General features: G+C 63.6%; 23 protein-coding genes and 1 riboswitch. Of the genes, 10 read left to right on the forward strand and 13 right to left on the reverse strand.

Features of this window, described 5'->3' with window-relative positions; translation table 11 throughout:
* Nucleotides 1-182 precede the first annotated feature (182 nt).
* The gene (locus tag AC1DX0_RS11035; protein ID WP_477219201.1) at nt 183-2,168 is read left to right on the forward strand and encodes a TadE/TadG family type IV pilus assembly protein; all 1,986 of its coding nucleotides are present in this window, start codon (nt 183-185) and stop codon (nt 2,166-2,168) included.
* A 233-nt stretch (nt 2,169-2,401) separates the two neighbouring features.
* The gene (locus AC1DX0_RS11040; protein WP_477219202.1) at nt 2,402-3,034 is read left to right on the forward strand and encodes a LysE family translocator; all 633 of its coding nucleotides are present in this window, start codon (nt 2,402-2,404) and stop codon (nt 3,032-3,034) included.
* A gap of 23 nt (nt 3,035-3,057) precedes the next feature.
* Here AC1DX0_RS11040 and AC1DX0_RS11045 read toward each other — a convergent pair whose 3' ends face one another.
* Both AC1DX0_RS11045 and AC1DX0_RS11050 read right to left on the reverse strand, forming a co-directional pair.
* A complete protein-coding gene (locus AC1DX0_RS11045) occupies nt 3,058-3,927 on the reverse strand; it encodes a dienelactone hydrolase family protein (protein ID WP_477219203.1) in 870 nt (289 codons plus the stop codon).
* Between the two features lie 98 nt (nt 3,928-4,025).
* Nucleotides 4,026-4,850, reverse strand: a complete 825-nt coding sequence (locus AC1DX0_RS11050; RefSeq protein ID WP_477219204.1) for a DUF2189 domain-containing protein — start codon at nt 4,848-4,850, stop codon at nt 4,026-4,028.
* A gap of 293 nt (nt 4,851-5,143) precedes the next feature.
* Between AC1DX0_RS11050 and AC1DX0_RS11055 the strand changes: the two genes are divergently transcribed.
* Both AC1DX0_RS11055 and AC1DX0_RS11060 read left to right on the forward strand, forming a co-directional pair.
* Nucleotides 5,144-6,367: a TadE/TadG family type IV pilus assembly protein gene (locus AC1DX0_RS11055; protein WP_477219205.1), complete on the forward strand. Its 1,224-nt coding sequence runs from the start codon at nt 5,144-5,146 to the stop codon at nt 6,365-6,367.
* Between the two features lie 79 nt (nt 6,368-6,446).
* Nucleotides 6,447-6,959, forward strand: a complete 513-nt coding sequence (locus AC1DX0_RS11060; RefSeq protein ID WP_477219206.1) for a CAP domain-containing protein — start codon at nt 6,447-6,449, stop codon at nt 6,957-6,959.
* A 75-nt stretch (nt 6,960-7,034) separates the two neighbouring features.
* Here the strand turns inward: AC1DX0_RS11060 and AC1DX0_RS11065 are convergent, their stop codons facing one another.
* The 3 genes from AC1DX0_RS11065 to AC1DX0_RS11075 form a co-directional block, all read right to left on the reverse strand.
* Nucleotides 7,035-8,570, reverse strand: a complete 1,536-nt coding sequence (locus AC1DX0_RS11065; protein ID WP_477219207.1) for a DHA2 family efflux MFS transporter permease subunit — start codon at nt 8,568-8,570, stop codon at nt 7,035-7,037.
* 309 nt (nt 8,571-8,879) lie between these two features.
* Complete coding sequence (locus tag AC1DX0_RS11070) at nt 8,880-10,058, reverse strand: HlyD family secretion protein (RefSeq protein ID WP_477355341.1); 1,179 nt, start codon at nt 10,056-10,058, stop codon at nt 8,880-8,882.
* Nucleotides 10,055-10,534: a MarR family winged helix-turn-helix transcriptional regulator gene (locus tag AC1DX0_RS11075; RefSeq protein WP_477219209.1), complete on the reverse strand. Its 480-nt coding sequence runs from the start codon at nt 10,532-10,534 to the stop codon at nt 10,055-10,057. The genes AC1DX0_RS11070 and AC1DX0_RS11075 overlap by 4 nt, the downstream gene beginning before the upstream one ends.
* 204 nt (nt 10,535-10,738) lie before the next feature.
* Here AC1DX0_RS11075 and AC1DX0_RS11080 point away from each other — a divergent pair, with 204 nt between their 5' ends.
* From AC1DX0_RS11080 to AC1DX0_RS11105, 6 genes are read left to right on the forward strand one after another with little or no spacing between them, the layout of a single operon-like run.
* The gene (locus AC1DX0_RS11080; RefSeq protein ID WP_477219210.1) at nt 10,739-11,383 is read left to right on the forward strand and encodes a CDP-alcohol phosphatidyltransferase family protein; all 645 of its coding nucleotides are present in this window, start codon (nt 10,739-10,741) and stop codon (nt 11,381-11,383) included.
* Between the two features lie 39 nt (nt 11,384-11,422).
* Nucleotides 11,423-13,207 carry a bifunctional alpha/beta hydrolase/class I SAM-dependent methyltransferase gene (locus AC1DX0_RS11085; RefSeq protein ID WP_477219771.1) on the forward strand — a complete coding sequence of 595 codons (1,785 nt, stop codon included), beginning with the start codon at nt 11,423-11,425 and terminating at the stop codon, nt 13,205-13,207.
* Nucleotides 13,208-13,220: 13 nt separating this feature from the next.
* The gene (locus AC1DX0_RS11090; protein WP_477219211.1) at nt 13,221-14,561 is read left to right on the forward strand and encodes a phosphatase PAP2/dual specificity phosphatase family protein; all 1,341 of its coding nucleotides are present in this window, start codon (nt 13,221-13,223) and stop codon (nt 14,559-14,561) included.
* Entirely contained in the window at nt 14,558-15,001 is a 444-nt protein-coding gene (locus AC1DX0_RS11095) for a hypothetical protein (protein ID WP_477219212.1), read from the forward strand. The genes AC1DX0_RS11090 and AC1DX0_RS11095 overlap by 4 nt, the downstream gene beginning before the upstream one ends.
* A complete protein-coding gene (locus AC1DX0_RS11100; RefSeq protein ID WP_477355344.1) occupies nt 14,998-15,660 on the forward strand; it encodes a lysophospholipid acyltransferase family protein in 663 nt (220 codons plus the stop codon). The genes AC1DX0_RS11095 and AC1DX0_RS11100 overlap by 4 nt, the downstream gene beginning before the upstream one ends.
* Nucleotides 15,660-16,595 (forward strand): phosphatidate cytidylyltransferase, encoded by a 936-nt coding sequence (locus AC1DX0_RS11105; RefSeq protein WP_172230092.1) that lies wholly within the window; start codon nt 15,660-15,662, stop codon nt 16,593-16,595. Before AC1DX0_RS11100 ends, AC1DX0_RS11105 begins: the two co-directional genes overlap by 1 nt.
* A 15-nt stretch (nt 16,596-16,610) precedes the next feature.
* Here AC1DX0_RS11105 and AC1DX0_RS11110 read toward each other — a convergent pair whose 3' ends face one another.
* The 8 genes from AC1DX0_RS11110 to AC1DX0_RS11145 all read right to left on the reverse strand — a co-directional run bounded on the left by AC1DX0_RS11110 (nt 16,611) and on the right by AC1DX0_RS11145 (nt 25,037).
* On the reverse strand, nt 16,611-17,660 hold the full coding sequence (locus tag AC1DX0_RS11110) for a FecCD family ABC transporter permease (RefSeq protein ID WP_477219214.1): 1,050 nt from the start codon (nt 17,658-17,660) through the stop codon (nt 16,611-16,613).
* Nucleotides 17,660-18,607, reverse strand: coding sequence for an ABC transporter substrate-binding protein (locus tag AC1DX0_RS11115; protein ID WP_477219215.1), 948 nt, complete (start codon nt 18,605-18,607; stop codon nt 17,660-17,662). The genes AC1DX0_RS11110 and AC1DX0_RS11115 overlap by 1 nt, the downstream gene beginning before the upstream one ends.
* Nucleotides 18,608-18,654: 47 nt before the next feature.
* Nucleotides 18,655-19,443 carry an ABC transporter ATP-binding protein gene (locus tag AC1DX0_RS11120; RefSeq protein ID WP_477219216.1) on the reverse strand — a complete coding sequence of 263 codons (789 nt, stop codon included), beginning with the start codon at nt 19,441-19,443 and terminating at the stop codon, nt 18,655-18,657.
* A complete protein-coding gene (locus AC1DX0_RS11125) occupies nt 19,440-19,835 on the reverse strand; it encodes a DUF1636 family protein (RefSeq protein WP_477355347.1) in 396 nt (131 codons plus the stop codon). Before AC1DX0_RS11125 ends, AC1DX0_RS11120 begins: the two co-directional genes overlap by 4 nt.
* 91 nt (nt 19,836-19,926) lie before the next feature.
* Nucleotides 19,927-20,132: riboswitch (cobalamin riboswitch) on the reverse strand.
* Between the two features lie 251 nt (nt 20,133-20,383).
* Nucleotides 20,384-21,373, reverse strand: a complete 990-nt coding sequence (locus AC1DX0_RS11130; RefSeq protein WP_477219218.1) for a substrate-binding domain-containing protein — start codon at nt 21,371-21,373, stop codon at nt 20,384-20,386.
* 73 nt (nt 21,374-21,446) lie between these two features.
* On the reverse strand, nt 21,447-22,496 hold the full coding sequence (locus AC1DX0_RS11135) for an ABC transporter permease (RefSeq protein WP_477355348.1): 1,050 nt from the start codon (nt 22,494-22,496) through the stop codon (nt 21,447-21,449).
* Entirely contained in the window at nt 22,496-24,013 is a 1,518-nt protein-coding gene (locus AC1DX0_RS11140; protein ID WP_477219220.1) for a sugar ABC transporter ATP-binding protein, read from the reverse strand. Before AC1DX0_RS11140 ends, AC1DX0_RS11135 begins: the two co-directional genes overlap by 1 nt.
* Nucleotides 24,014-24,035: 22 nt before the next feature.
* Nucleotides 24,036-25,037, reverse strand: coding sequence for a LacI family DNA-binding transcriptional regulator (locus AC1DX0_RS11145; protein ID WP_477355349.1), 1,002 nt, complete (start codon nt 25,035-25,037; stop codon nt 24,036-24,038).
* Between the last annotated feature and the right edge of the window lie 164 nt (nt 25,038-25,201).

The raw sequence follows: 25,201 nt of genomic DNA on the forward strand, positions 1-25,201 counted from the left end.
TATGAACGCCCTGCCCCGGCAGGGCGTTTTGTTTTGAACCGCATCGCGGCCGCTGCCTTGCATTGGTTAGCGGTTGGTGAAGCGCCCACCAAGCAATAGAGCGGTTTCCCAAACCCGTCCTTCAGCGTTTTGTGGAAAGTTGGCGCCAATCGAGAATCCGCCGGCGGGGGCCGCTGCAAGACATGCATGAACTTTGGCGCCAGTTCCGCCGCGACAGACGTGGCAACTATGCTCTTATGACTGTTGTGGCGATGGTGCCGCTGATGGGCGGCCTGGCGATTGCCGTCGACTTCACGGAAATGAACCGTGAAAAGCAGATGGTGACGAATGCGCTCGACGCTGCCAACTTCGCCACGGCGCGCCGGCTGACGGAAGGCGCGACCGACGACCAGCTGAGAGCCTATGCGCTCGACTTCTTCAACGCCAACCTGAACGATGTCGATCCCGCCAGCGCGACGCTCAACGTCACCTTGCCCAGCAACACCAGCGGCGGCGGCCTGCTGACGATGACGGCGCAGCTTGCCTACAAGCCCTATTTCTATCCTGCCTTCGCCCAACTCGTCGGCAAATCCGCAACCGATGCGAACCAAAGGATCAACTTCAACGTCACCTCCCAGGTGCGGCTGAAGAACACGCTGGAAGTTGCCCTGGTGCTCGACAATTCCGGATCGATGACCACGCTGGGCACAGGCTCGGGGCAAAAGCGCATCGATCTTCTCAAGACTGCGTCCAAGCAACTGGTCGACACGCTGGCCGCGCAGGCGGTCATGGTCAAGCAGGTCGACAAGCCGGTGCAATTCGGCCTGGTGCCCTTTGCCGCTTCGGTCAATGTCGGCTCCGGCAATGGCAACGCGTCGTGGATGGACACAGAGGGCCTGTCGCCGGTGTCGAACGAGAATTTCGACTGGTCGACGCTCAACGCGGCCAACAAATACGCCCAGCAAACCAACGGCATCTGGTATAAGCGCGGCACCGGCTGGGGCAGCGAGGAAGGCCAGACGCTGACCCGGTTTTCGCTCTACCGCGACATGAAGGTGGTCACCAACCATGAGCGTGTCATCAACAGCAAGCGCGTGGTTTGCGACGAGTACAATTCGAACAACACCTGCAAACGCAGCCACGACGAATATGACTACATCGATTCCTACGGTCCGTTCGCCAGCTGGCAGGGCTGTGTGGAGGCCCGGCCCTACCCCTACAATGTCAACGACACCCCGCCATCCGGCGGCTCGGCCAACACCGGCATAGGCGTCGGCGATCCGGCAACGATGTTCGTGCCGATGTTCGCCCCGGATGAACCTGGCAATCACTGGAAGCTCACCCAGGATCCCGACGAAGCCGCCCCGGTGACCTATGGCGCGGTGAACAGCTGGTGGAATGACGATCCTTCGAGCAGCAGCGGCCAATCACGGCTGCGCAACATGGCCAAATATTTCCAGCCGCGGCCGATCGATGCGCCGGCGCTGCCCGCCGGCAACGGCCCGAACTACAGCTGCACCACCGGTGCAATCACACCGCTGACCGATGTCAGCGTCGCCGATGGGGCCACCGCAATCAAAGCCGCGATCGACCTGATGCAGCCGAATGGCGGCACCAATGTTCCCGAGGGCATGGCGTGGGGCTGGCGGGTGGTTTCCAGCGGCGAACCGTTCACGCAAGGGCGCCTGGAAACGGAAAAAGGCAACGACAAGGTGGTGATCGTGCTGACCGACGGCGCCAACACCTACTATACGCCGTCCTCGCTGGGCTACTTAGATCCCGCCAACTCGAAATCGACCTATGCGTCCTACGGCTATCTCAACCCCGGCTATAACGGCACCTCGGTCGGCCGCATGTTCATGGGCACATCGAGCGCCATCGGTCAGTTCGACTACTCGAACGGCAACTATACGAACGCACTCAACGAGCAAATGGCAACGCTTTGCAACAACGCCAAGGCAGCCAACATCATGGTGATGACGGTGGCGCTCGACCTGTCGACGACCAAGGCCAGCGACAAGCTGGCGATCGATGCGCTGAAATCCTGCTCGTCGGACTCGCGCTTCCGCAAGGATCCCACGGACCCGACCAAGCCGGTCAAACTGTTCTGGAATGCGACCGGCGCCAGCCTGTCGAACGATTTCAAGGAAATCGGCAACGAACTGTCGAACCTGCGGGTGGTCGGCTAAAGCACGTCGCTTCAATACGGTCTCATGCGACGTGCTTTAGGTCCTTGTTTTTATGCATGTCGTTCTCCTAAAACCGAGGTCACTTTTGGGCGACATGCATTAACGGCTCCTCTGGCGCAACGCCTGGCGCCGCCAAGCCCTTGCGGCTACCTGCCGTGACAGGCACATATTGGCCGCCCGCAGGATCGCACATCATCGCGGCACGCTTGGCGACAAAGCTTGGGGGACGAACAATGCCCGATACCGCCAACCATCTCGCCTTCGCGCTGGTCTGCCTCGGCATGGTGCTGACGCCTGGCCCGAACATGATATACCTGATCTCGCGCTCGCTGTCGCAAGGGCCGAGGGCCGGACTGATCTCGCTTGGCGGGGTTGCGGTCGGCTTCCTGTTCTATGTGGTTTCGGCGGCGTTCGGCATCACCGCGCTGCTGCTTGCCGTGCCCTATGCCTATGACGCGCTGCGCTTTGCCGGCGTGCTCTATCTCTTGTGGCTTGCCTGGCAAGCGGTGAAGCCGGGCGGGCGTTCGCCGTTCCAGGTTCGCGACCTGCCGAAAGACGGGCCGCGCAAGCTGTTCGCCATGGGTCTGATGACCAATCTGCTCAATCCCAAGGTGGCGGTGCTCTATCTGTCGCTGCTGCCGCAATTCATCAGCATCGGCAAAGGCCATGTCCTGTCGCAGCTGCTGGTTCTGGGCGCGACGCAGATCACGATCAGCCTGACCGTCAATGCCATCATCGCCGTGACAGCCGGTTCGATCGCCACATTCCTTGCCGGACGGCCATTGTGGCTGGTCATTCAGCGCTGGATGATGGGAGGCGTGCTGACGGCGCTGGCGCTGAAGATGGCGACCGACGCACAGCGCTGATATCCAAGCGCCGAGCTTCGTTCTTAGCCGCTGAAGGCTTTTTTCAAGAAAGCACGGACATCGCTTACGGATTGATCGGCCGCAGCCGGATTGTACTCCATCCTGTGACCATAGGCCTCGGTGCCGGTCTTCAATCCCGGAGAGGCGAATGCATGACGGGCACCCTTGAAGACCTCTAGTTGAACGGCGCTGCCCTTGCCGCTGCGCTCAGCCATCATCTCCTGGCATTTTTTGGCAGGGGTCCAATCGTCGAGCTCGCCGATCAGGATCAAGGTCGGCACCGACATGTCGCCATTCGCCGCCGAACAATTCGGATAGTAGGCAATCGCCGCCTTGAACTTGCGCTCCATGAGCCGCTCGGCGCCCCCAGCTTGCACGGCCTCGAGCGTTGTGGTCCCACCAGCAGAGGACCCCGACAAGACTATGCGTTGCGGGTCGACAAAACTCAATTTCGACAGGAACTCCAGAGCGCCATAGGCGTCATAGACGCGATCAGCAAGCAAGCCGCGATGATCGCACGTCTCGTGGATGCCTCGCGTGCTGAAGCTGTCGACAAAGAGGACGACGTAACCCCAGGAAGACAACCGCTCGGACCAGGTTTTCCTTACGCTTGGAAATAGACCCGTACACCCGTGGAGAACAACGATAGCCGGGAACGGCCCGTCACCCGGCGGTCGTGTCAGATACCCGATCAATGGCGTGCCGGGTACAGCTTTGAGCACTTGCCCGTTTTGTTGTGCAATGCGTTGTTGAAATGGCGTCGGCGCTATCGCCGCACTTTCAAATTGCACCGGCTGGTTGGCATCGGCGAGCGCCGCATTGAGGTGCCCTACAATGCCAAAACAGGTCAGCCAAACAATTTTTTTCAAGCACGCCAGCATCTTGCACGCCATCGTTAGGTCCAGCCATTTGGCCGCAGCGCCCAACACATCCGCAGCTTTGGTGGGCGCAGACTTGCTCGTCTGCTGCGTTGCCGGAACGATATGGCTCCCTACATCGGCCGGCGGATCGGCCGGATCTGCGCCGGCTCGATCACCTTGCGGTAGAGGTGCCAGGTGGCATGACCCAGGATCGGCATGACGATGGCCAGCCCGGCAAACAGCGGGATCGAGCCGATCACCAGCAGCACGGCGACCAATAGCCCCCACAGCGCCATCTGCAGCGGGTTTGCCATCACCGCGCGGGCCGAGGTCTCGATTGCCGAGACAGCGCCGACATCACGGTCAAGCATCAGCGGAAAGGCGATCACTGTTGTCGCCAGCACCACCACGGCAAAGACGAAACCGGCCGCATTGCCAAGCACAATCAAGGTCCAGCCCTTGCCGGTCGTCAGCACGTCGCGGACAAAGGCGCCGATCGAAGCCGGCGGCTGGTCGCCGAACAGGCTGGTGTAGATCGATTGGGCGGTGAACAGCCACAGCAGGAACAGCGCAAACAGCATGATGCCGATGACCGCGATCGACGGCAGCGCCGGGGAACGGCGCACATCCAGTGCATGGCGCCAGTTCGTGTTCATGCCGAGCTCGCGCCGGCGGCTGATCTCGTAGAGACCGATCGCCGCAAAAGGCCCGACCAAAGCGAAGCCCGACATCAAGGGATAGACAAGCTGGATGGCATTGGAGCCCGAGGTCCACTGCGTCAGGATCAGCCCGACGACCGGGTAGATCAGGCACAGGAACACGTAGTGGGACGGTTTTGCCCAGAAATCCTCGGCGCCGAGCTTGAGCGCGTCCCAGAGATCCGACGTGGTGAGATGGCGGACCGTTGGCTGCACGTGCATCCCGTGTGCGTCCGCCATGACATGAAAGCTGGCCATAACCTTCCTCCCGTGAGTCGGGGCGGTCACCGCCTGGAGGCCGCCCGTRGCTGCCACTGTAAGAACGAGAGTGACGATAACAAATCTGGTGGCGATTGTCGCCGCGTCAATGGTTTGAATCAGCCGTTGTCGTGTTCATCTCTGACTATCGCCTCTCATTAGGTGTGCTGGGAGACCTTCGTTGGCGAACCGTCGAGTTTCATTTTAGAATCTATGCATTTTAGCTATTGCTTAAATAGCTCATAGAGACCCCAGGCGTATCACCTGAGCATTACAAACCTTGGCGAGGGGCGATGTTCAGATTGCAGGGCTTCTGGCCTTCGGAGCGCGGCAATTTTGCCATGGCGACGGCCATAGCGATGCTGCCGATAATGGTTGTCGTGGCCGGCACGATCGATCTGACGGGCACGAGCGACGACGCCGCGCAATTGCAGAACTCGCTGGACGCGGCTGGGCTTGCCGTCGGCACAAAGTACCTCCCCAGCATGACCGCGGGTGATGTCCAGGGGCTTGGGCTGACATTCTTTACGGCCAATATGAGCGTCGCCGACCAGCAGGAATATTCAGACAGCGTCTCCGCTTTTTCGGCGACCGCCAGCGGCGACCCGAGCGCCTATTACATCTCGCTTTCGTCAAGCATCAACCATCCGAGCTTCATCAATGGCGCGGCCCCCTGGCCAGCTCACCGCTCGGCCACGGTCAAGATGAACCCTGGTGCGCAGGCCTGCGTGCTGGCGCTCGATCCACATGCGTCGGCCGCCGTGAGCCTGCAGGGCTCGACCGATGTCTCTATGAGCAACTGCGTGATCGCGGCAAATTCGGATGCGTCCGATGCCGTCAGCAGAGGCGGTTCCGCGCAGGTTTCGGCGGGCTGCGTCTCAACTGTCGGCGGCACTTCCGGGCTTTTGCCGCCCAGCGCCAATCTCAGCTGCGGAGCCCCGCTCGAACATCAATATGCGTCCTTCGATCCTCTGGCGGATGTTGTCCCTCCCGCCTACACATTGTGCCTGCCGGTTCCGAAGGGCAAAACCTACACGCTGTCGCCCGGAACCTATTGCGACAAGACCTTGTCGGGAAACATCACGCTCACCCCTGGCGTCTACATCTTGCGCGGCGCCACCCTAAAACCGGGCGGCAACGGCAGCCTGACCGGCGAGGGCGTGACCATATTCCTGATGGAGGGCTCGCAGATCTATATAAATGCCAATGAGCAGGTGAACCTTTCCCCGCCCACCAGCGGTCCCTACGCCGGCATCACCATTTTCGAGAACCACGGCAACACATCGGCCTTGACGCTGAATGGCGGTGCAAATTCCGTGATCAGCGGGTTTGTCTATGCACCTGACGCGGCCATTTCCTTTGCCGGCAACTCGGATATGAGCGGTCAGGGCGACTGTCTAAGGCTTGTCGGCCTGACCGTGCAGATGACCGGAAATTCATCCATCAAAACCGACTGCACGGCCGTGTTTGGAAATCGCGAGATGTATGCCGGCCGCTTCATCACGCTTGTGAACTAAGCGGTTAATCCCCATTTCGATCTCAGATTTTCACCGCCCTGCCCGGCAAAAGCCATGATCTCGACTATGTCAGACAGGCATGACAGCTGAAAAACTCGACATGCAACCAGCCGGGCTGAACAGACGCACGATGCTCAAGGCCGCCGGCCTCTGCGCCATTGCCGTGCTTTCCGCCTGCAGCACCGTCTCTGTACCGACGGGCGAAGGTGCGGGCGCCTCGTCCTCCGCGACTGCTACTCTGGCGGGCTTGCGCGCGACGGCCGGGCTCGGCCCGCTGACGCCGGACACCCAGCTCGAGCAGGCGGCGCTGCAGCAGGCCGGTTACATGGCATCGCGGGAGCGCATGAGCCACACGACAGGCTGGGGCAAGGACTTCGCCTCGCGCATGAAGGATAATGGCGTGCGGGGGGCCGCAGCCGAGAACATCGCCGAAGGCCGCTTCGACCAGCAGAAACTGTTCGACATCTGGATGCATTCGCAGGGCCACCGGCGCAACATACTCGATCCGGATTTCAGCCGCTTCGGGCTCGCCTATGTCCGCGACGGGCGTGACCCCAAGCTGCGCTATTGGTCACTGGTTCTCGGCAAATAAAGCTTCCCGGCCCCGTCTGCTCGTCGCCTTGATTCCTTCACGTCTTGCCACGGAGACTCAAGCGACAGTGCCTGCCTAGTCCATATGCGCCGCAGGTGCCGCACCGCCGGCTGGCGCCCGCGCAGGCTTGCGCAGCAGGAAGACGAACGGGATGGCAACCAGCGTCATCACCATCAGCATTTTGAAGTCGTTGACATAGGAGATCATCATCGCCTGGAGATTGACCATGCGATCGACCTCCGTCAGCGCCATCGGATCGCCGCCCGCCGCCGCTGGCGAGACCGCCCAGAGATTGGGATTGAACGGGTTGATGAAGGCTGAAAGCTCGGCGTGGTTGATCTGCGTGTTGCGCACCAAGAGCACCGTCACGACCGAGACGCCGATCGATGAGCCAAGATTGCGCACCAGGCTGAACAACGAGGTTGCGTCGGTGCGGAAGCGCGCGTCAAGCGTGGCGAAGGCGACCGTCGACAGCGGCACGAACACCATTCCCATGCCCAGGCCCTGGATCACACCGGAGCTGAGGATCAGCCAGTTGTCCATCTGCGGCGTGAAGCTCGCCATGGTGTAGAGCGACTGCGCGGTCAGCAGAAAGCCGACGACGACGAGAATTCTGGCGTCGATCCTATTCATGAGCCGCCCGACGACGAGCATCGAAATCATCGTGCCGAGACCGCGTGGACCTATGACGATACCGATGGTGACAGTCGGATAGCCGAAAATGGTCGACAGCATTGGTGGCAGCAGCGACATCGAGGCCAGGATGAGCACGCCCATGACGAAGATGAACGCCAGGCCGGTCACGAAATTCCGGTCGAGGAAGATCTTCGGATCGATGAATGGATGGTCTGCCGTCACTGTATGGATGACGAACACCCAGAAGCCAGTGAGGGCCAAGCCGAGTTCGATCCATATCTCGACCGAGGAAAACCARTCGACCTCGCCGCCGCGATCSAGCATCAGCTGCAGCGCGCCGACGCCGAGCGATATCATGGCAAAGCCGAAGAAATCGAAGCTGCGCACGCGCCGGGCAACGGCCGGTAGATAGGCGGCCATGCCAAGGAAGGCGACGATGCCGACCGGCAGATTGATGAAAAACACCCAGCGCCAGTTGAAATTGTCGGTCAGCCAGCCGCCCAGCGTCGGGCCCAGGATCGGTCCCAGCATGATGCCGGCGCCCCAGATGGCCATGGCTTGGCCGTGACGCTCCTTGGGGTTGATGTCGAGCAGGAAGGTCTGCGACAGCGGCACGATGGCGGCGCCGAACACGCCTTGCATCAGCCGGAACAGCACAATGGTTTCAAGGCTCCATGCCAAGCCACACAGCATGGAGAAGACGGTGAAGCCGACCACGGTCGTCAGGAACAATTCCTTGCGGCCGAAGCGGTCGGCGAGCCAGCCGGTTACCGGCGTCATGATGGCAGCGGCGACGATGTAGGAGGTCAGCACCCAGTTGATATTGTCGGGAGAGGCCCCGAGATCGCCTGTCATGGTCGGCAGCGCRACGTTGGCGATGGTGGTGTCGAGCGCCTGCATGACGGTCGCCAGCATSAGCGCAACCGTGATCAGGCCACGRTGCGGCACTTCCTTGAAAGGTTCKGGCGTGCTCATGATGCGGAACTTCCRRCMGGTAACAAAARCGTGTACACWRGGTTTCCGGGCGGCAAAGCCTTCCGTTGAGAGACCTTCATCGCGGTGGGACGCGAGTATCGATGTGGGGGTTACATCGACTGAAAGTCTCTGATGAGCGGATGCCTGCCGCCCGGAAACATGAGGACCGAGGGGTCCGTGTCGAAGATTTCAGATTTTAGCCAGGCCGCAGTGCGGCTCGAACCAAGCGCTGATCCTTGCCACTCCTCCCATCAGACCAATCCTGCTATCCGCTTCCACCCGCTGGTCTGTGCGGGCTTCCACTGACTTTTATTGCGCGGCCTCGCCAGCCGTGGCGTGACCGAATATGGCGGGAAAACCACGGGCAATGCCGGTATCTACGGTGACGCTGGCGCTCATGCCGGTCCGCAGCGCCATCCGGGCGTCGGGATCGGTCAGTTCCAGGCGCACCGGGATGCGCTGCGTGACCTTGACCCAGTTGCCGGTGGCGTTCTGGGCGGGCAGCAGCGAAAATTCCGCGCCCGTTCCCGCACCGATCGCCTTGACCGTCGCCTCGAAAGTCTTGCCTGGATAGGTATCGACGACGATCTCGGCCTTCTGGCCCGGCTTCATGTTGGTGAGCTGGGTTTCCTTGAAATTGGCATCGATCCAGGTGTCGTTGGTCTCGACCAGCGAAAACARCGGCGTGCCSGARCCGACRAACTGGCCGACCTTGAAMGAGGASGCCTGGSWGAYGACGCCGTCRGCSGGCGCCTTSACCGTGGTCTGCGCCAGGTCGTAGGCGGCCTTGTCGCGCGCGGCGAGTGCGGCCATCACCGTCGGGTGCTTGTCGGTTTCGATGTCGGGGTTGCCGCCGAGCGCGGCCTTGGCGCTGATGATGCCTTGCTGGGCCACGGTGACCTGCTGCTTTGCCTTGTCGAGGTCGTTGCGGGCCTCATCCAGCGACGATTTGGCGTTGATGCCTTTCTGGGCGAGATCGGCGGCACGATCATATTGCGACTGGGCGTAGTCGACCTCGCTGCTGGCGGACTTTTCCTGCGCCGTCGACTGGCTATAGGCGGCGCGCAGCTGCTCGACATTGAGGCGCGCGCCGGCAACCGCGGCATCGGCCTGGGCAAGCGCGATCCGGTAAGGCTCGGGGTCGATGGTGAACAGAAGGTCGCCCTGCTTGACCATCTGATGGTCCGATATGGCAACCTGGACGATACGGCCGGCGGTATCCGAGGCGATCGAGACCTTGGCCTGCTGCAGATTGGCGTTCTCCGTCTCCTGATAGCGGCCGCCGGTCACCCAGACATAGCCGCCACCGATAATCAGCACCGCCGGCAAGGCAAACATCAAAAAGAAGCGGCCTATGCGGCGCTTCTTCTTCGGCTCCGGGACCGGCTGGACGGGAGGAGCGACCGCGACAGGAGCGGCAACCGGCTGGGCCGGCGCTTCCATCTCCACCTTGGCGGCGTTTTCGTCTACCTTGGCTACCGCGTTCATGCTGCTGCGCCTTTCGTAGGCTGGACTTTGTCCGAGGACGAGGTATCGCCGTCGGCGAGATTCTGCGCCATCGCATCGAGCGCCCTGATCAGGACGCGACGGTCCTCCGGCGAAACGCCGACGAGCGATTCCTCATAGACTTCGCCGGCGAGGCTCTTGACCTCGGCATAGGCAGCGCTCGCCTTGGCGGTCGGGAAAATCATGCGCACACGACGGTCGGCGGCGTCGGCGCGGCGCTCGATCCAGCCGCCCTCCTCCATCCGGTCGACAAGCCGCGAAACGCTGATCGGCTCGATTTCGAGCAATTCGGCGAGCCGCGCCTGGGTGACGCCCTCCTCCTTGGCGACACGCACCATGAGGCGCCATTGCGCGGAGGACAGGCCAAGCCCGCTGGCGCGCGTCTCGAAACGCTTGCGCATCAAGCGCTGCACGTCGTGGATCAAAAATCCCAGTCTGTCGATGCCATCTGAAACCATGAGCGGTATATATAATAAGCGTGCTTACTATTCAAGCCGCTGCGTTGTTCGAGAGCCGGCAAATGTGCATGCCGTTGTGATTGGTGAAAGCTTCGGGGACGATGCTGGCAACTGGTGGGCGCTCCAAGACCCGCCACATCAAGATGCGAGCCCTGAGAGGTGCCCATTTGGGCGCAGCGGCCGCTGGTCGCTTGTGACATATTCATGTACAGCCGCAGGAAGGATCGGGGGATCGACGCCATGCCGACGCTTTATGCGCTCAAGCCGGCTTTCCAGGGAAGATTGCGGCCGCTGGTCAACCGGCTGGCGGCAATCGGTATCACCGCCAACAGCATCACCATGCTGGCGGCCCTGATGTCGATCGCGGCCGGGGCGACCATCGCGATCTGGCATGAATGGCGCTGGCCGCTGCTGCTCATTCCCGTGGTGCTGTTCGTGCGTATGGCGCTCAATGCCGTGGATGGCATGCTGGCGCGAGAACACGGGCAGGCTTCGACGCTCGGCATGTATCTGAACGAGATTTGCGATGTCGTTTCGGACCTGGCGCTGATCCTGCCTTTCGCAGCCTTTGCGCTGTTCAGCGAATGGGGTGTCATTGCCTTCGCCATCACCGCGGTGCTGACCGAGTTCACCGGCGTGCTCGGCATCGCCGCCGGCATCGGGCGCAATTATGCCGGGCCGTTCGGCAAGAGCGACAGGGCGCTGGCGCTGGGCGTTGTGGCGGTCCTGTGCGCCGCCGGGCTGTGGCCGACGTCCATCGCGCCGCTTGTGTTTCCGGCCATGGCAACGCTTTCGCTGCTGACCGCCATAAACCGGATACGCGCCGGCCTTATTGGCAGCGCCAGCTGAGCACCGAGGCTCGCCATGCCGCCTGAGGGGAAAACAATGATGCACGAAACAATCGCCGCAGCGGCGGCCGAAAGCCTTGGCCGGCAAGCGCAAGAGCGTGTCTTCCACAGCCATGACGGGACCGAGATCTTCTACCGGTTCTGGCCGGCGGCTTCCGCAGGTGCCAAGGGCGCGGTGGTGCTCTTCCATCGCGGCCATGAACATGGCGGCCGCATGGCTCATCTCGTCGACGAATTGCAGATGCCGGATCACGCCTTCTATGCCTGGGATGCCCGCGGCAACGGCCGTTCGTCCGGCGAACGCGGCTATGCTCCGTCCTTCTCGGCGCTGGTGCGCGACATCGACTGCTTCATGCGCGAGATCGCCGCCAGGGATGGCTTCGCCACACAGGATGTCGCGCTGATCGCGCAGTCCTTCGGCGCCGTGCTTGCCGCCGCCTGGGTGCACGACTACGCGCCGAAGCTGCGTGCCATGGTGCTGGCCTCGCCGGCCTTTTCGGTCAAGCTCTACGTGCCCTTCGCCAAGGAGGGCATCGCGCTCTGGCAAAAGGTCAAGGGCCGCTTCTTCGTCAACTCCTACGTCAAGGCGAAATTCCTGACCCATGATCCCGTGCGCATCGCCTCTTTCGAGAGCGACCCGCTGATCACGCGGCCGATCGCCTCCAACATCCTGGTCGAGCTCTACCAGCACGCCGCCCGTATCGTCGCAGACGCCCGCGCCATCACCGTGCCGACACAGCTTCTGCTTTCGGGAAGCGACTGGGTGGTGCGCCACGGCCCGCAGCACGAATTCTTCGTCAATCTCGGCAGCCGGACCAAGGAGCGCCATGTGTTGCCGGGTTTCTTCCACGACACGCTGGGCGAGCGCGACCGGGCGCAGGCCCTCGACCTGATCCGGCCCTTCCTGGCCAGGCAGTTCACGGCACCGGACGCACCGGTCGACCTGAAGCAGGCCGATATCGCCGGCTACACGCGCGACGAAGCCGACAGGCTCGCCTCGCCGCTCGACCTGTTGTCGCCCAAGGGCCTCTATTGGGCATTCAGCCGCGCCTCCATCCGCATGGGCGCCTGGGTCTCGTCGGGCATGAAGGCCGGCGTCACCACCGGCTTCGATTCCGGCTCGACGCTGGACTATGTCTATGAGAACGAAGCGCGGGGTCTCACACCTCTTGGCCGCTTCGTCGACCGCATCTTCCTGGAGGCCATCGGCTGGCGCGGCATCCGCCAGCGCAAGCTGCATCTGGAAGAACTGATCGGCTCTTGCCTGGCGACGCTCAAGGCCGCCGGCCGGCCGGCAAACATCCTCGACATCGCCGCCGGCCACGGCCGCTATGTTCTCGATGCGATCGTGAAGAGCCCGGACCAGCCGGCAAGCGTGCGCCTGCAGGATTATTCCGACCTCAATGTCGGGCTCGGCCGCAAGCTGATCGCCGAGCGGCAATTGCCGGCCAGCATCACGTTCCAGCGCGCCGACGCTTTCGATGCCGGCATGCTCGCCGCGATCGATCCGGCGCCGGACCTCGCCATCGTTTCCGGCCTCTACGAACTTTTCTCTGACAATGCGATGATCGCCCGCTCGCTCGGTGGACTGGCCCGCGCCATGCTGCCGGGCAGCCTGCTGCTTTACACCAACCAGCCCTGGCATCCGCAGCTCGAGATGATCGCGCGCAGCCTGACCTCGCATCGCGGCGGCCAGGCCTGGGTCATGCGCCGGCGCACGCAAGGCGAAATGGACCAGCTCGTCGAGGCCGCCGGTTTCGAGAAACTCGACCAGCGCATCGACCAATGGGGCATCTTCACCGTCTCGGTCGCGCGGCGCCTGTAGGACCAGCCGCCGCATGCCGACCGATCCCGAGGCCTCGCAATCCGCAGCCATCGCAGCCGCCGAACCTTATGGCCGGGTGGTCGTCAGGGCAGCGCTGTGGCTGGCTTTCCTGGCGCCGTTCTTCTACCTGACCTATGGATTCGCCAACTGGCTGGCGTCGCGGCGTGACGATGTCGGCAGCATCGTGTTCTCCTGGGAACACAGCATCCCGTTCGTCGCCTGGACCATCGTGCCCTACTGGTCGATCAACCTGTTCTATGGGCTATCGCTGCTGCTCAATGATACCCGGCAAGGGGTCGACCGCCTCGCCGGCCGCTTTCTCACCGCGCAGCTCGTCGCGGTCACTTGCTTCATCCTGTTCCCGCTGACCGCGACGTTCGTGCGACCGCCAACGACCGGTCTGCCAGGCTTCATGTTTGCCGTGCTTGGCGGCTTCGACAAGCCATTCAACCAGGCGCCGTCGCTACACATCGCCCTGCTGGTGATCATCTGGGACCATTGGCGCCATCGGCTCGGCGGCCTTCTCCTGTCGCTCTGGCATGTCTGGTGCTTCCTGATCGGCGCTTCGGTGCTGACGACATGGCAGCATCATTTCATCGACATTCCGACTGGCGCGCTGCTCGGTTTTTTCGCGCTCTGGCTGTTTCCGCGCAGCGGCGCATTGCCGTTTTCAGGCGCCCGACTGACCAGCGGTGCGAAAGCCCGTCGGCTGGCGCTGTTCTATGCGCTGGGCAGCGTCCTTGCGCTGGTCGGTGCCGCGCTCGGCGCCTTCCTTTCTGCCGTCGCACTCATCCTGCTTTGGCCAGCTTTGGCGCTGGCCATCGTCGCCTTCGCCTACGCCGGAGCCGGCGCCAAGATGTTCCAGAAATCCGCGGATGGCAGCATCACGCTCGCCAGCCGCGTCCTGCTCTTGCCCTACCGTCTCGGCGCCAGGGCAAACATATGGGCCTGGACGCGTGATCTTGCTCCCCAGGTCGCGGTGGCCGACGGCGTCTTTCTCGGTCGCTTTCCCGCGGCAAGCGAGGCCAACAGCTTCGGCACGGTCATCGACCTCGCCGCCGAACTAGAAAGGCCGGCGGGAACGACGTGCCGCTGGATCAGCTTGCCGATGGTCGACCTGTTGCCGCCGCCCGTGATGATGCAGCAGCAGGCAGCCGGCGCGCTGGAGAAAGCGCGCCGCGACGGCACGGTGCTTGTCTGCTGCGCGCTCGGCTTCCAGCGCAGCGCCGGCGTTGTCGCCGAATGGCTGGTGGCAACCGGCAGAGCCAAGACACCGGCCCAGGCTCGCGAGATGCTGACAGCCGCCGGCCGGCCGGTTCATCTTGCCGAGGCCACGGAGCGGGCGGCGTCATGACCGGCAATGCCTATCAGGAAAGCACCGATCGCTTCGCCCGCATGCTGATGCGGCAAGCCGCGTGGCCGGCCGCACTCGTGGTTGCCGCAAACATTCTCGCGCCCTTGGCCGCCTGGTCGCGCGGCGCCTTCGAGACCTGGCCCGCGGCCGTCGCGCTGTCGCTCGCCGCGGCGAGCGCAGTTGCCGTGCTGGCGCTGTCGGCACTGCTGGCATTCGACGCGCTGCTGTTCCGGCTGATGGCCAACCATGATGACGAGGCTTCCGGTGGCGCCGCGGTGGATCATATATTGGCACGCATGCGCCTGAAGCCGCTGCCGCCCTCCACACGTTCGCTCGACGACCGCATGGCCGGTACGCGCCGGTTGCTCACCAGGCAACGCATTGCCATTGGCCTGTTCGTGGCGATGCTTTTGGCGGCCGGATTTTGGGCGCCGCGATGAGCAAGCTTGCGCTGAAGACCTTCACCTTGCTGCAGACGGTAACCTCCGTTGGCCTSTCGGCGCTGGCCTGGGTGGTGACCGGSGTGCGKCCGATCTGGAAYGGCAGCCWGCCGTCGGASCGGCAGCGCATTTATTTCGCCAATCACACCAGCCATGGCGACTTCATCCTSYTGTCGGCCTGCCTCAGCGAAAAGGWGCGCGCSMKCACCCATGCCGTGGCGGCCGGCGAGTATTGGGGAAAATCGCGGCTGCGCCGCTTCATCGCGCAGGACATGCTGTCGTCCGTGCTCATCAACCGGCAATGGACGAAGCCCGAGGAAAACCCGATCGAGATCATGCTGTCGGTCCTCGACCAGGGCCACTCGCTGATCCTGTTTCCCGAAGGCACCCGCAACATGACCGAGGAGCCGCTGCTGGCCTTCCGCTCCGGGCTCTACAATTTGTCGATGGCGCGGCCGGAGGTCGAGCTGATTCCGTGCTGGATCGAGAACATGTCGCGCGTGCTGCCCAAGGGCCAGTTCCTGCCGGTTCCGCTTCTGTGCCGCGTCGTCTTCGGCGCGCCAGTGACGGTGGCACCGGGCGAGGAGCGCCGCGCCTTTCTCGACCGAGCCCACGCCACGCTCCTGGCGCTTAACCCGCGCCCTGAACGAGACGATTGATGCGCCACGACATCTCAATTTTGATCATCGGCCTGCTGGTGGTGCTGACCACCGCCAGCATCGTCGCCGCCATACTTTCGGCGCGGGCGCCGAAGCCGCTGAGTTCGACGCTGGTCAATCTCACCCAACGCATCAACGCCTGGTGGGTGATGGTGGCGCTGATGACGGTCGCCTTCTTCTTCGGCCGCTACGGCATGACCATCCTGTTCGCGCTGATTTCTTTCGCGTCGCTGCGCGAATTCGTCACGCTGACGCACACAAGCCGCAGCGACCATTGGGTGCTGCTTGGCATGTTCGGCATCATCATACCSTTTCAATACTGGCTGGTGTGGACCGCCTGGTACGGGCTCTTCGTCATCTTCATTCCGGTCTACTGCTTCCTGCTGATGCCGGCCATCACCGCGCTGCATGGCGACACCGAACGCTTTCTCGAGCGGATCGCCGCGCAGCAATGGGCGGTCATGATCTCGGTCTACTGCGTCAGCCATGTGCCAGCGCTGCTGACGCTCGACGTGCCCGGCTTCGAGGGCCGCAATCTGTTGCTGATCGCCTTCCTGATCATCGTCGTGCAAGGCAGCGACGTGCTGCAATACATCTTCGGCAAGCTGTTTGGAAAACACCGTTTCTCGCCGACCGTCTCGCCGTCGAAAACCTGGGAAGGCCTGATCGGCGGAGTGGTGTCGGCGAGCCTGCTCGGCGCGCTCTTGTCGTTCGTGACGCCGTTCTCGCCGTTGCAGGCGGCTTGCGTGGCCTTCGTCGCCTGTTCGATGGGGTTTCTGGGCGGGCTGGTGGCCTCGGCCATCAAGCGCGACCAGGGCGTCAAGGACTGGGGCCATCTCATCGAAGGCCATGGCGGCATGATGGACCGCACCGACAGCCTGGTCTTCGCCGCCCCGATCTTCTTTCACATCGTACGCTATTTCTGGACCGTCTGAACCGGCCTAGCGCAGTCAGAGCCGGTTTCGCATGACCAGCGTGACGACGAAGAAGGCGCCGAGCGAGCTGGTGATGATGCCGATCGGCAGCTCCTGCGGCGGCAGCAAGGTTCGCGCCAGAAGATCGCTTGCCAGCAAGAGCACCGCCCCGAATAGCGCACAGCTTGCGATCAGGCGCAGATGCAAGGGACCGGCCAGCGGCCGCGACAGATGCGGGATCATCAGCCCGACGAAGCCGATGACACCGGCGACCGAGACGAGAATTGCCGTCGAGAAGGCGGCAACGAGAAACGTCGTCCTGCGCATCCGCGCCACCGGCACACCAAGGCTTTCGGCGGCACTTTCACCGGCCAGGAAGGCGTCCAGCCTGCGGTGGTTCCACAACCCGTAGGCCGCGATCGTGCCGGCGCCCAGTGCGCCCAGCCAGACATTGTCCCAGCGCGCCAGCCCGAGCCCGCCCATCGTCCAGAATAGCACCGAGTGGGCCGCGCGCTGGTCTCCGGCAAACACCAGATAGTTGGTCAATGCCGTGAACAGGAAGGAGACTGCAAGGCCGGCCAGGATCAGCCGTTCCGGCCCCTGCCCCCTCACCCGCGCGACCAGCAGCAGGACGATGCTCGCGGCCAGTATGCCGCCGGTGAAGGCCGCGACCGGCAAGGTCCAGATGCCAAAACTGTCACCAAAGACGGTGATGACGGAAACAGCCCCTGCGGCAGCCCCCGAGGACAGGCCGAACAGGAACGGATCGGCAAGATCGTTGCGGGTCACCGTCTGCAACAGTGCGCCTGTTATGCCGAGGCCGCCACCGACACAGACCGCGAGGATCGTGCGCGGCAGCCGCAGGTCAACGACGATCTTGCCGATCGGGTCCGACACCTGGTGCTCATTCAACCCGACGGCATGGCCAAGTGCGGCGATGACGTCGGTCAGCGGGATCAGCGTCGAACCATAGGCGATCGACAGCAGCACGAGGGCGACGATCGCCACCGCGCCCGCCGCCATCGCCAGCGCGAATGCCTTGTGCCCCGAGAGCGCGGCGGATCCATGCCTTGGGGCAAGAAGCATCAGAACGCTTCCGGATGCATCGCTTTGGCGATCTTGGCGATCGCCTCGATGTTCGCCGGTCCGGGTGTCAGCTCGGCATAGCGCAGGGCCACGAAGCGCTCGTTCTTGACCGCATCCGTTTCCTTCATCGCCGGATGGGCCTTGAGGAAATCGAGCAATTTCTTGTAGCCGCCACCATCCTGGTAATCGAGCAGGATGAGGAATTGCGGATTGCGCGACGCCACGGTTTCCCAATCGGTGTTGCCCCAGCTGGTGTCCATGTCGGCCATGATGTTGTCACCGCCGGCGGCGGTGATCATGGCGCTGGGAATGGCGAATTTTCCGGCGGTGAACGGCTTGTCCTCACCGGAATCATAGAGGAACACCCGCGTCCCCTTGGCGCTGCCGACCTTGGCGGTGATATCAGCGAGCTGTGACTTCCAGCCGGCAACAAGCTTCTCGGCTTCGGCGTCCTTGCCAAAAATCTTGCCCAGCTTTTCGACGTCGCCATACAGAAGGTCCATCGAGGCGGCGGGGCGGTTCTTGTCGAGATGGACGCAGCTTTCGGTCAGCACCAGCGTCTTGATGCCGTGCGGGGCGAGCGTGTCGGGCGTCACGTCACCGCCCGGCTTCATGCCATAGTACCAGCCGGCGAAGAAGAAATCGGGCTCGACCGCGACGAGGTTCTCGAGCGTCGGATATTTTGGCGCCAGTTCCGGAATGGAACCCTGCTCGGCCTTGAATTCGGGGCCGACCTTGTACCATCCGGTGATGCCGGTCAGGCCGACGATCGACGGCTGCAGCTTCAGCGCGAAGGCCATCTCGGCCATGTTGAGATCGTGGATGACGGCGCGCTTGGGCGGCGCGTCGAAGGTCAACTGCTTGCCGCAGCTGTCGACGGTGACGGGGAAGGCGAAGGCCGTCGAGGCCAGCAGCGAGAAGACGAGCGACAGTGAGAGACGTTTCACGGATTTTGCTCCTTGGTTGAACAGTGTCGGATGAGGAATGGGGTCGATCAGGACGGCGGCGCGGCGCGGTTCGGAACATCGAACACCGTCAGTTCGCGGTCCTCGGTGGGATGGCGCAGGCGAAACACGTCGACGCCGAAAATCTCGCGGATCAGCTGTTGGGTCAGCGCTTCGCGCGGGGCGGCCAGCGCATGCAGCCGGGCTTCGTGCATCACCGCGACCCTGGTGGCGAAGGGCGCCACCAGGGCCAGATCATGCAGCACGGCGATAACCGTCATGCCGAAGCCGGCCACGAGTTCGAGAAGCTCACCGCGGGCGCGCGGATCGAGATGGTTGGTCGGCTCGTCGAGGAACAGCACTTTCGGTTGCTGTGCGATGGCGCGCGCCAGTTGGGCGCGTTGGCGTTCCCCACCCGACAGCGAGCCGATGCTGCGGCCAAGCAGCGGCAACAGCCCGGTCCGGCGCAGCGCATCGACGACAATGTCGCGTTCCTCGCTCCTGCGCCTCAGGCCGGCATGCGGGACGCGGCCAAGCTCGACATAGTCGATCACCGCTAGTCGCGGATCAGGCTGGTCGGTCTGGCCGACGACGGCTATGTGCAACGCCCGTTCGGCGGTCGAGATCCTGTCCAGGCGGCGCCCGCTGAGCTTCACCTCTCCGGAGCTAGGCTTGAGCATGCCCGACAGCATGCGCAGCAGTGTGGTCTTGCCGGCGCCATTGGGGCCGATGATAGCGAGGCGATCGCCTAATGCCACCGACAGGCTGACCGCATGGACCAGATCCCGCCCGTTGGCCGTCGCGCCGAGGTCGCGCGCTTCGAGAAGCGGCATTGTCATCGGCTGTCCCCCGCAGGCTTGCCCGATCCCGGGATGCGGGCCAGCGTCTTGCCGGCCAGTCGGGGCGGGCGTTGTCCGGAATTGCACCAGCCGTCGGCTAGCGAGGCGTAAAGCCTGGCAAATCGCACGAGATCGCCGGCGTCGGCCTCCGCGTCTATGGAGCCGAAGAGATAGGCGGCCTTGCCCGGCGCCTGGAAGGCCACCGTCAGCGGCCGCGCGCAGCCCGCCATGCACTCGACGCCTTCGATCGTGAAGCCATGCGCAACCACGGGCTCGTGGTGGGCTGAGAGCCGGGACCGCAAATCCGCGCAAAGGCTTTCGCCCGACCTGATCCCTGTCGGGACGTCACGGCAAAGCGTGCACACGATGATGCGATGGATGGCGCCGTCCAACTTTCCGTCACTTTCCAAAACTGGCGACGGAAGGATGTTGGCGAGCCGGCCGACAAGACCGACGTCCACGTTTCCTCCCGGCACACCCCGTCCGGTCAACTCAGTGATGGCAGGTCTCCTGGCTCGCGGGTCTCGGCTCAATCCTGCCTTCCCAGCCTTGCCGGCCAGTGGCATATCGGATCTTGCTCACCGCTTACAGTTGCGGGGGCAGCCACGGTCTCGACCTTTGAGGGTCTCACCGTGTTCCCTTTTCACCCCTTGCCTTTCGGCGCGGGGACCATCACGGGGCCACCGTAGATTTGCCCCGAGCGCATCGCAACGATTCTTTTCGACTGAACCTGTCACCATCGCGGCACCGGCAGCTTGTCAGCTAGAGGCGTGCGATATCTCCATCTGTAATGTAATAACAGAACGATTTAGGTGGTTTTCTTTGTCGATGTCAATCCCTTGCCACAACCCTTCGAACTATCGCTGAAGGTTGCGGACGCAGACAGGGCGGAGTTCGCGTGAACCCCGCCCCGGATCGGATAGTCTGCAGGCAGACGCGCTTACTTGCCTGACAGCTGCTTGGCGTTCTCGGGCGTGATCGCCGTCGTCTCGACAGTGACCGTCGTATCCACCGAAGTGGCGCAATCGAGTAGGATCTTCTTCGACATCTCGATCGCTTCCTTCGCACCCGTCGGGTAGGTGAAGGTCGCCGCCCAGTCACCCTTGGCGACGGCCTCGATGCCACCGGCCGGGCCTGGCAAGCCATCAGTACCGATGATCTTGACGTCCTTGCCAGCGCCCTTGGCGGCAAGCAGCGCGCCGGCCGCCATCATGTCGTTCGAGGCGTAGAGCACCTTGATGTCGGGATGCGCCTGCAACATGGCCGAGAAAGCGGTCTGGGCTTTATCCGGCACCCAGTCGGCAGCCTGCTCGGCAACGACCTGGATCTTGGCATTCTCCTTGACGCCGTCCTTGAAGCCATTCAGCCGCTCTACGGCCGGCGTCGAACTCGGGAGACCTTCCAGCACGGCCGCTTCGCCACCTTCCGGCAGCAAGGTCTTGGCGGTGTATTTGCCCGCTTCGAGCGCGATCTTGTAATTGTCGCCGCCGATGAAGGCGGTGTAGTCCTTGCCAGGATCGCCGACCGTCTTGCGGTCGAGTTCGATGACCGGGATGCCGGCATCCATGGCGCGCTTCACCGCCGGCGTCAGCGGCGCCGCCTCGAAGGGCGAGATCAGCAGGAGATCGACCTTCTGGGTGATGAAATTGTCGACCTGCGAGGTCTGCGTGTTGACGTTGCCGGCGCCGTCGGCGATCTGCAGCGTGAAGCCCGGCACTTCCTTGGCCGCCGCCGTCAGCTCGTCATTGACGTGCTGACGATAGGGCTCGGCATTGTTCGCCTGCGAAAAGCCGATGATGAACTGGCCGTCCTTGGCGCAGGCCTTGACCAGCGGCTCGGCGGCCTGGGCGGCTCCGGCAATGCACAGGCCGGCGCCTGCCTGAAGCACGGCATGAAGCGCGCGCCTTGTTCCTTGTCTTGTGGTTTTCATACTTACTCTCCTCCTCGTCGGGCCGGGGGGCCAGACCTTGGTTGACTGCCTTCCAAATGCTGCCGTCTTCCTCCTAACGACCCAAACCCTCGCGGCGGCGAACGAGGGATTGAAGCACTGCCGCCAGCACGATGATCGCGGCGGTGGCGAGCAACTGCATGGCGGGCGTGATGTTGTTGAGCTGCAGAATGTTGGCGAGCGCGCCGAGCATGATGGTGCCGGCCACGGTGCCGACCATCGAGCCGGCGCCGCCGAACAGGCTGGTGCCGCCGATGACCACGGCGGCGATCGCGGTGAGCTCGTAGCCCATACCGYCATTGGCGCTGCCGAAATTGAACTGGCCGGCATGGACGATGCCGGCAAGGGCGGCGGCAAAGCCGGTGATGGCATAGACCGAGATCTTGACCATCGACACCGGCACGCCCGAAATGCGCGCCGCGCGCTCATTGCCACCGACGGCAAAGACATAGCGGCCGAAGCGCGTGGTGTTGAGCACGATCGTTGCGATCGCGGCAAAGACGATGAAGACTATGGTGGCGACCGGCACGGTGTTGTGGAACAGACGCTCGCCGAGGATAGCGAACACCGGCGGCGCCAGGCCCGGCCCGTCGCCATAGGAAATGTTGATGTACTGGTTGCCCGAGACGACCAGAGCGAGACCTCGCGCGGCCTGCAAGCCGGCGAGCGTGACGATGAACGGCTCCAACCGGAAGCGGGTGGAGATGGTGCCCTGGATGGCGCCGAAGACGATGCCCATGACCAGCACCGCGAGGATGGTGGGAATGAGCCCGAAACCGCCGGAGATCATCATCGATGCTGTAACGACGCTGGACAGGCCGAGCACCGCGCCAACCGACAGGTCGATGCCGGCGGTAATGATGACGAAGGTCATGCCGATGGCGATGATGCCGGTCTCGGACACGGCGCGCACGATGTTGGCGATGTTGTCGGGATCGAGGAACAGGATCTGGCCATGCCGGCGCGGCGAGAAGATGATGCCGCCGATCGCCACCACGACCAGGCCGATCAGGCTCTGGAAGCGCACCACCAAAGCGAGCGGATCGCGATGTTTTGGCGCGGGCGCTGCCGGGGCCTGCGCCGCCGAAATCTTTTCGTCAGACATCAGGCCTCCCTGCCATTTGCCGCGGCCAGCACCGTGTGCTCGTCGACGCCGCCGATGAATTCCGCCACATTGCGCCCCTGGCGCAGCACCACGATGCGATCGCACAGGCCGATCAGTTCCGGCATCTCGCTGGACGCGACGAGGATGCCGAGCCCTTGCGCGGCGAGCGCCCGCAGGCGCGCGTAGATTTCGCCCTTGGCACCGACATCGACGCCGCGCGTCGGTTCGTCGAGCAGCAGCAGCCGGGGGTTGCCGAGGATTTCTTTCGCCAGCACCACCTTTTGCTGGTTGCCGCCCGACAGCGCGCCGACTGCGATGTCGGGATTCTTCGGCCTGATATCGAACTGGCCGAAGGACTGCTTCACTGCATCCGCCTGGCGGCGCTGAGACATCAGGCCGAAGGGCGAGATGCGGCGGATGACAGACATGACGAGGTTGAGGCCAACCGCCATTCTGAGCATCAGGCCGCTGCCGCGCCGGTCGTCGGTGACAAAGGCGATGCCGGCCGCGCGGGCCGCCCTGATCGAATCCAGCCTTACCGGCTGGCCGTCGATGGCGACCTCGCCTTCCCAACGGCCGGACAGGCCGGTGCCATAGAGCGCGCTGAGCAATTCGGTGCGCCCTGCCCCCATGATGCCGGCCAGCCCGACGATCTCGCCCGCCTTGACGTCGAGCGAGATACCGGCCGGCGGCTGCCATCCGGCGCTTTCATGGGCGAGCCTGAAGCGCGCGTCGCGCAGGCTGAGCAGCGTCTTGCCGGCCGTCCTTGAGCGTTCGGGATAAAGCTCGTCCAGCGGCCGTCCGACCAGGAGCCGAACCAGTTCGGCCTGCGGCGCGTGCGGCTCGGTGACGCCGGCGACACGGCCGTCGCGCATCACCGTCACCCGGTCGGCGATCTGCGGCACCTCCTCGAGGCGATGCGAGATGTAGACGATGCCGACGCCGCTGGCGGCGAGCTTGCGCATGATGTCGAACAGCCTGTCGACCTCGCCAACCGTCAGTGCCGCCGTCGGCTCGTCCATGATCAGCACGCGCGAAGCGTAGGACAGCGCCTTAACGATCGCCACGACCTGGCGCTGGCCAATCGACAGGTTCGCCACCATGCTGGCCGGATCGATGGCCAACTCGATGGCTTCCAGCCGCTTGCGGGCTTCGCTGCGCATCGCCGGCACGTCGAGGAAACCGCCTGGCCGCATCAGTTCGCGGCCGAGGAACAGATTGGCCGCCACGTCGAGCGTCGGCACCAGGTCGAGCTCCTGGAAGATGGTGGCGATGCCGGCCGCTTGTGCCTCGCGCGGATTGTTGAAGGTGGCCGGCTTGCCATCAATGTGGATGGTGCCTTCGTCCGGCGTGTAGACGCCCGATAGCAGGTTCATCAGCGTCGATTTCCCGGCGCCGTTTTCGCCGAGCAGGGCATGGATCTCGCCCGCCTTGAGGTCGAAGTCGACACCGCGCAGCGCCTGGACGCCGCCGAAGCGCTTGACCGCGCCGGTGACGGAAAGCAGCGGCGCGCTCATATTGACCTCATGGGGGCTGACCTCATGGGGCCGGCCTCGCACAGGATTCTCGGACCTGCAGCGCCGCCCGCAGCCGTACCGCCTGCGGCTCCAGGCCGGTGGATGCGATGCGGGCGCACAGCAAGGCCGCCGCCTGCCGTCCGATCTCGGTGCAGGGCTGCGCGACCAGCGTCAGCCGCGGCTCGAAGCAATCGGCCCATTCGAAGTCGTCGAAGCCGGCGAGCGAGAGATCGCCGGGGATTGAGAGACCTCTCTCGCGGATGGCGCGGACTGCCCCGATCGTCGTCATGTTGTTGCCCGTGACCAATGCAGTGGGCGGCGACGGCAGGGACAGGATCGCATGGGTCGATGCCGTCGCGCTTGCCGTATCGACATTATCCGGCGAGACATAGTGCGGCAGGCACTCAAGTCCATTGGCGGCCAGCGAGGCGCGAAAGGCTTCGATGCGTTCACGCGTCGTCGCCAGGCCCGGCTGGCCGGCGATATAGCCGATGCGCTTGTGGCCGAWGGATGCGACGTGGTCGATCAGCGCCCGCATCGACGACTGGTTCTCGACGCCGATCTGGTCGAAGCGTTCGTCGGCGAAACGGTCGATCAACACGCAAGGCAGCTTCTTCTCGGCCAGGTAATCGATGGCGCGCTGCGGCGCGCCCGACGGTGCCAGGATGACGCCGTCGACGCGACGCTGGTGAAAGGCGCGCACCACCGAAAGTTCGCGGTCGGGGTCCTCCTGCGTGTCGGACAGGAAGACCATGAGCCCGAGACGCGCGCATTCGGCCTCCACTGCGCAGATGATGTCGGTGAAATAGGGGTTGGAAATCGCCGAGATGGCCAGGCCGACGCTGTTGGTCGAGGAGACTTTCAGCGACCGCGCCAGTTCGTTGGGCTGATAGCCCATCGCGGCAATCACGTCATTGATGCGCCGCGCCTTCTCCGGCGAGACAAAGCGGGTGCGGTTGATGACATGCGAGACGGTCGAAACCGACACGCCGGCGCGGCGCGCGACCTCAGCCATTGTCGGCATGGCGACTCGAACGGAGTGCTGGCAAGCGCTCCTCCCTGATGATGCGTTCCCGGTCCGCTCTCACTGGTTATGGCGGATTAGCGGCGACCATAGTGTCATCGAAACGTTTGCGCAATCGCTTCGATGCGTTTTTGCTGGAGGTCGGTTGTTGTGGTGCCATGGCG

Source organism: Mesorhizobium sp. P3_A9 (assembly GCF_056402975.1).

Coding starts and splice junctions, on each gene's coding strand:
- AC1DX0_RS11035 (WP_477219201.1), top strand. CDS start 183: ATGCATGAACTTTGGCGCCAGTTCCGCCGCGACAGACGTGGCAACTAT.
- AC1DX0_RS11040 (WP_477219202.1), top strand. CDS start 2,402: ATGCCCGATACCGCCAACCATCTCGCCTTCGCGCTGGTCTGCCTCGGC.
- AC1DX0_RS11045 (WP_477219203.1), bottom strand. CDS start 3,927: ATGGCGTGCAAGATGCTGGCGTGCTTGAAAAAAATTGTTTGGCTGACC.
- AC1DX0_RS11050 (WP_477219204.1), bottom strand. CDS start 4,850: ATGGCCAGCTTTCATGTCATGGCGGACGCACACGGGATGCACGTGCAG.
- AC1DX0_RS11055 (WP_477219205.1), top strand. CDS start 5,144: ATGTTCAGATTGCAGGGCTTCTGGCCTTCGGAGCGCGGCAATTTTGCC.
- AC1DX0_RS11060 (WP_477219206.1), top strand. CDS start 6,447: ATGACAGCTGAAAAACTCGACATGCAACCAGCCGGGCTGAACAGACGC.
- AC1DX0_RS11075 (WP_477219209.1), bottom strand. CDS start 10,534: ATGGTTTCAGATGGCATCGACAGACTGGGATTTTTGATCCACGACGTG.
- AC1DX0_RS11080 (WP_477219210.1), top strand. CDS start 10,739: ATGTACAGCCGCAGGAAGGATCGGGGGATCGACGCCATGCCGACGCTT.
- AC1DX0_RS11085 (WP_477219771.1), top strand. CDS start 11,423: ATGCACGAAACAATCGCCGCAGCGGCGGCCGAAAGCCTTGGCCGGCAA.
- AC1DX0_RS11090 (WP_477219211.1), top strand. CDS start 13,221: ATGCCGACCGATCCCGAGGCCTCGCAATCCGCAGCCATCGCAGCCGCC.
- AC1DX0_RS11095 (WP_477219212.1), top strand. CDS start 14,558: ATGACCGGCAATGCCTATCAGGAAAGCACCGATCGCTTCGCCCGCATG.
- AC1DX0_RS11110 (WP_477219214.1), bottom strand. CDS start 17,660: ATGCTTCTTGCCCCAAGGCATGGATCCGCCGCGCTCTCGGGGCACAAG.
- AC1DX0_RS11120 (WP_477219216.1), bottom strand. CDS start 19,443: ATGACAATGCCGCTTCTCGAAGCGCGCGACCTCGGCGCGACGGCCAAC.
- AC1DX0_RS11130 (WP_477219218.1), bottom strand. CDS start 21,373: ATGAAAACCACAAGACAAGGAACAAGGCGCGCGCTTCATGCCGTGCTT.
- AC1DX0_RS11140 (WP_477219220.1), bottom strand. CDS start 24,013: ATGAGCGCGCCGCTGCTTTCCGTCACCGGCGCGGTCAAGCGCTTCGGC.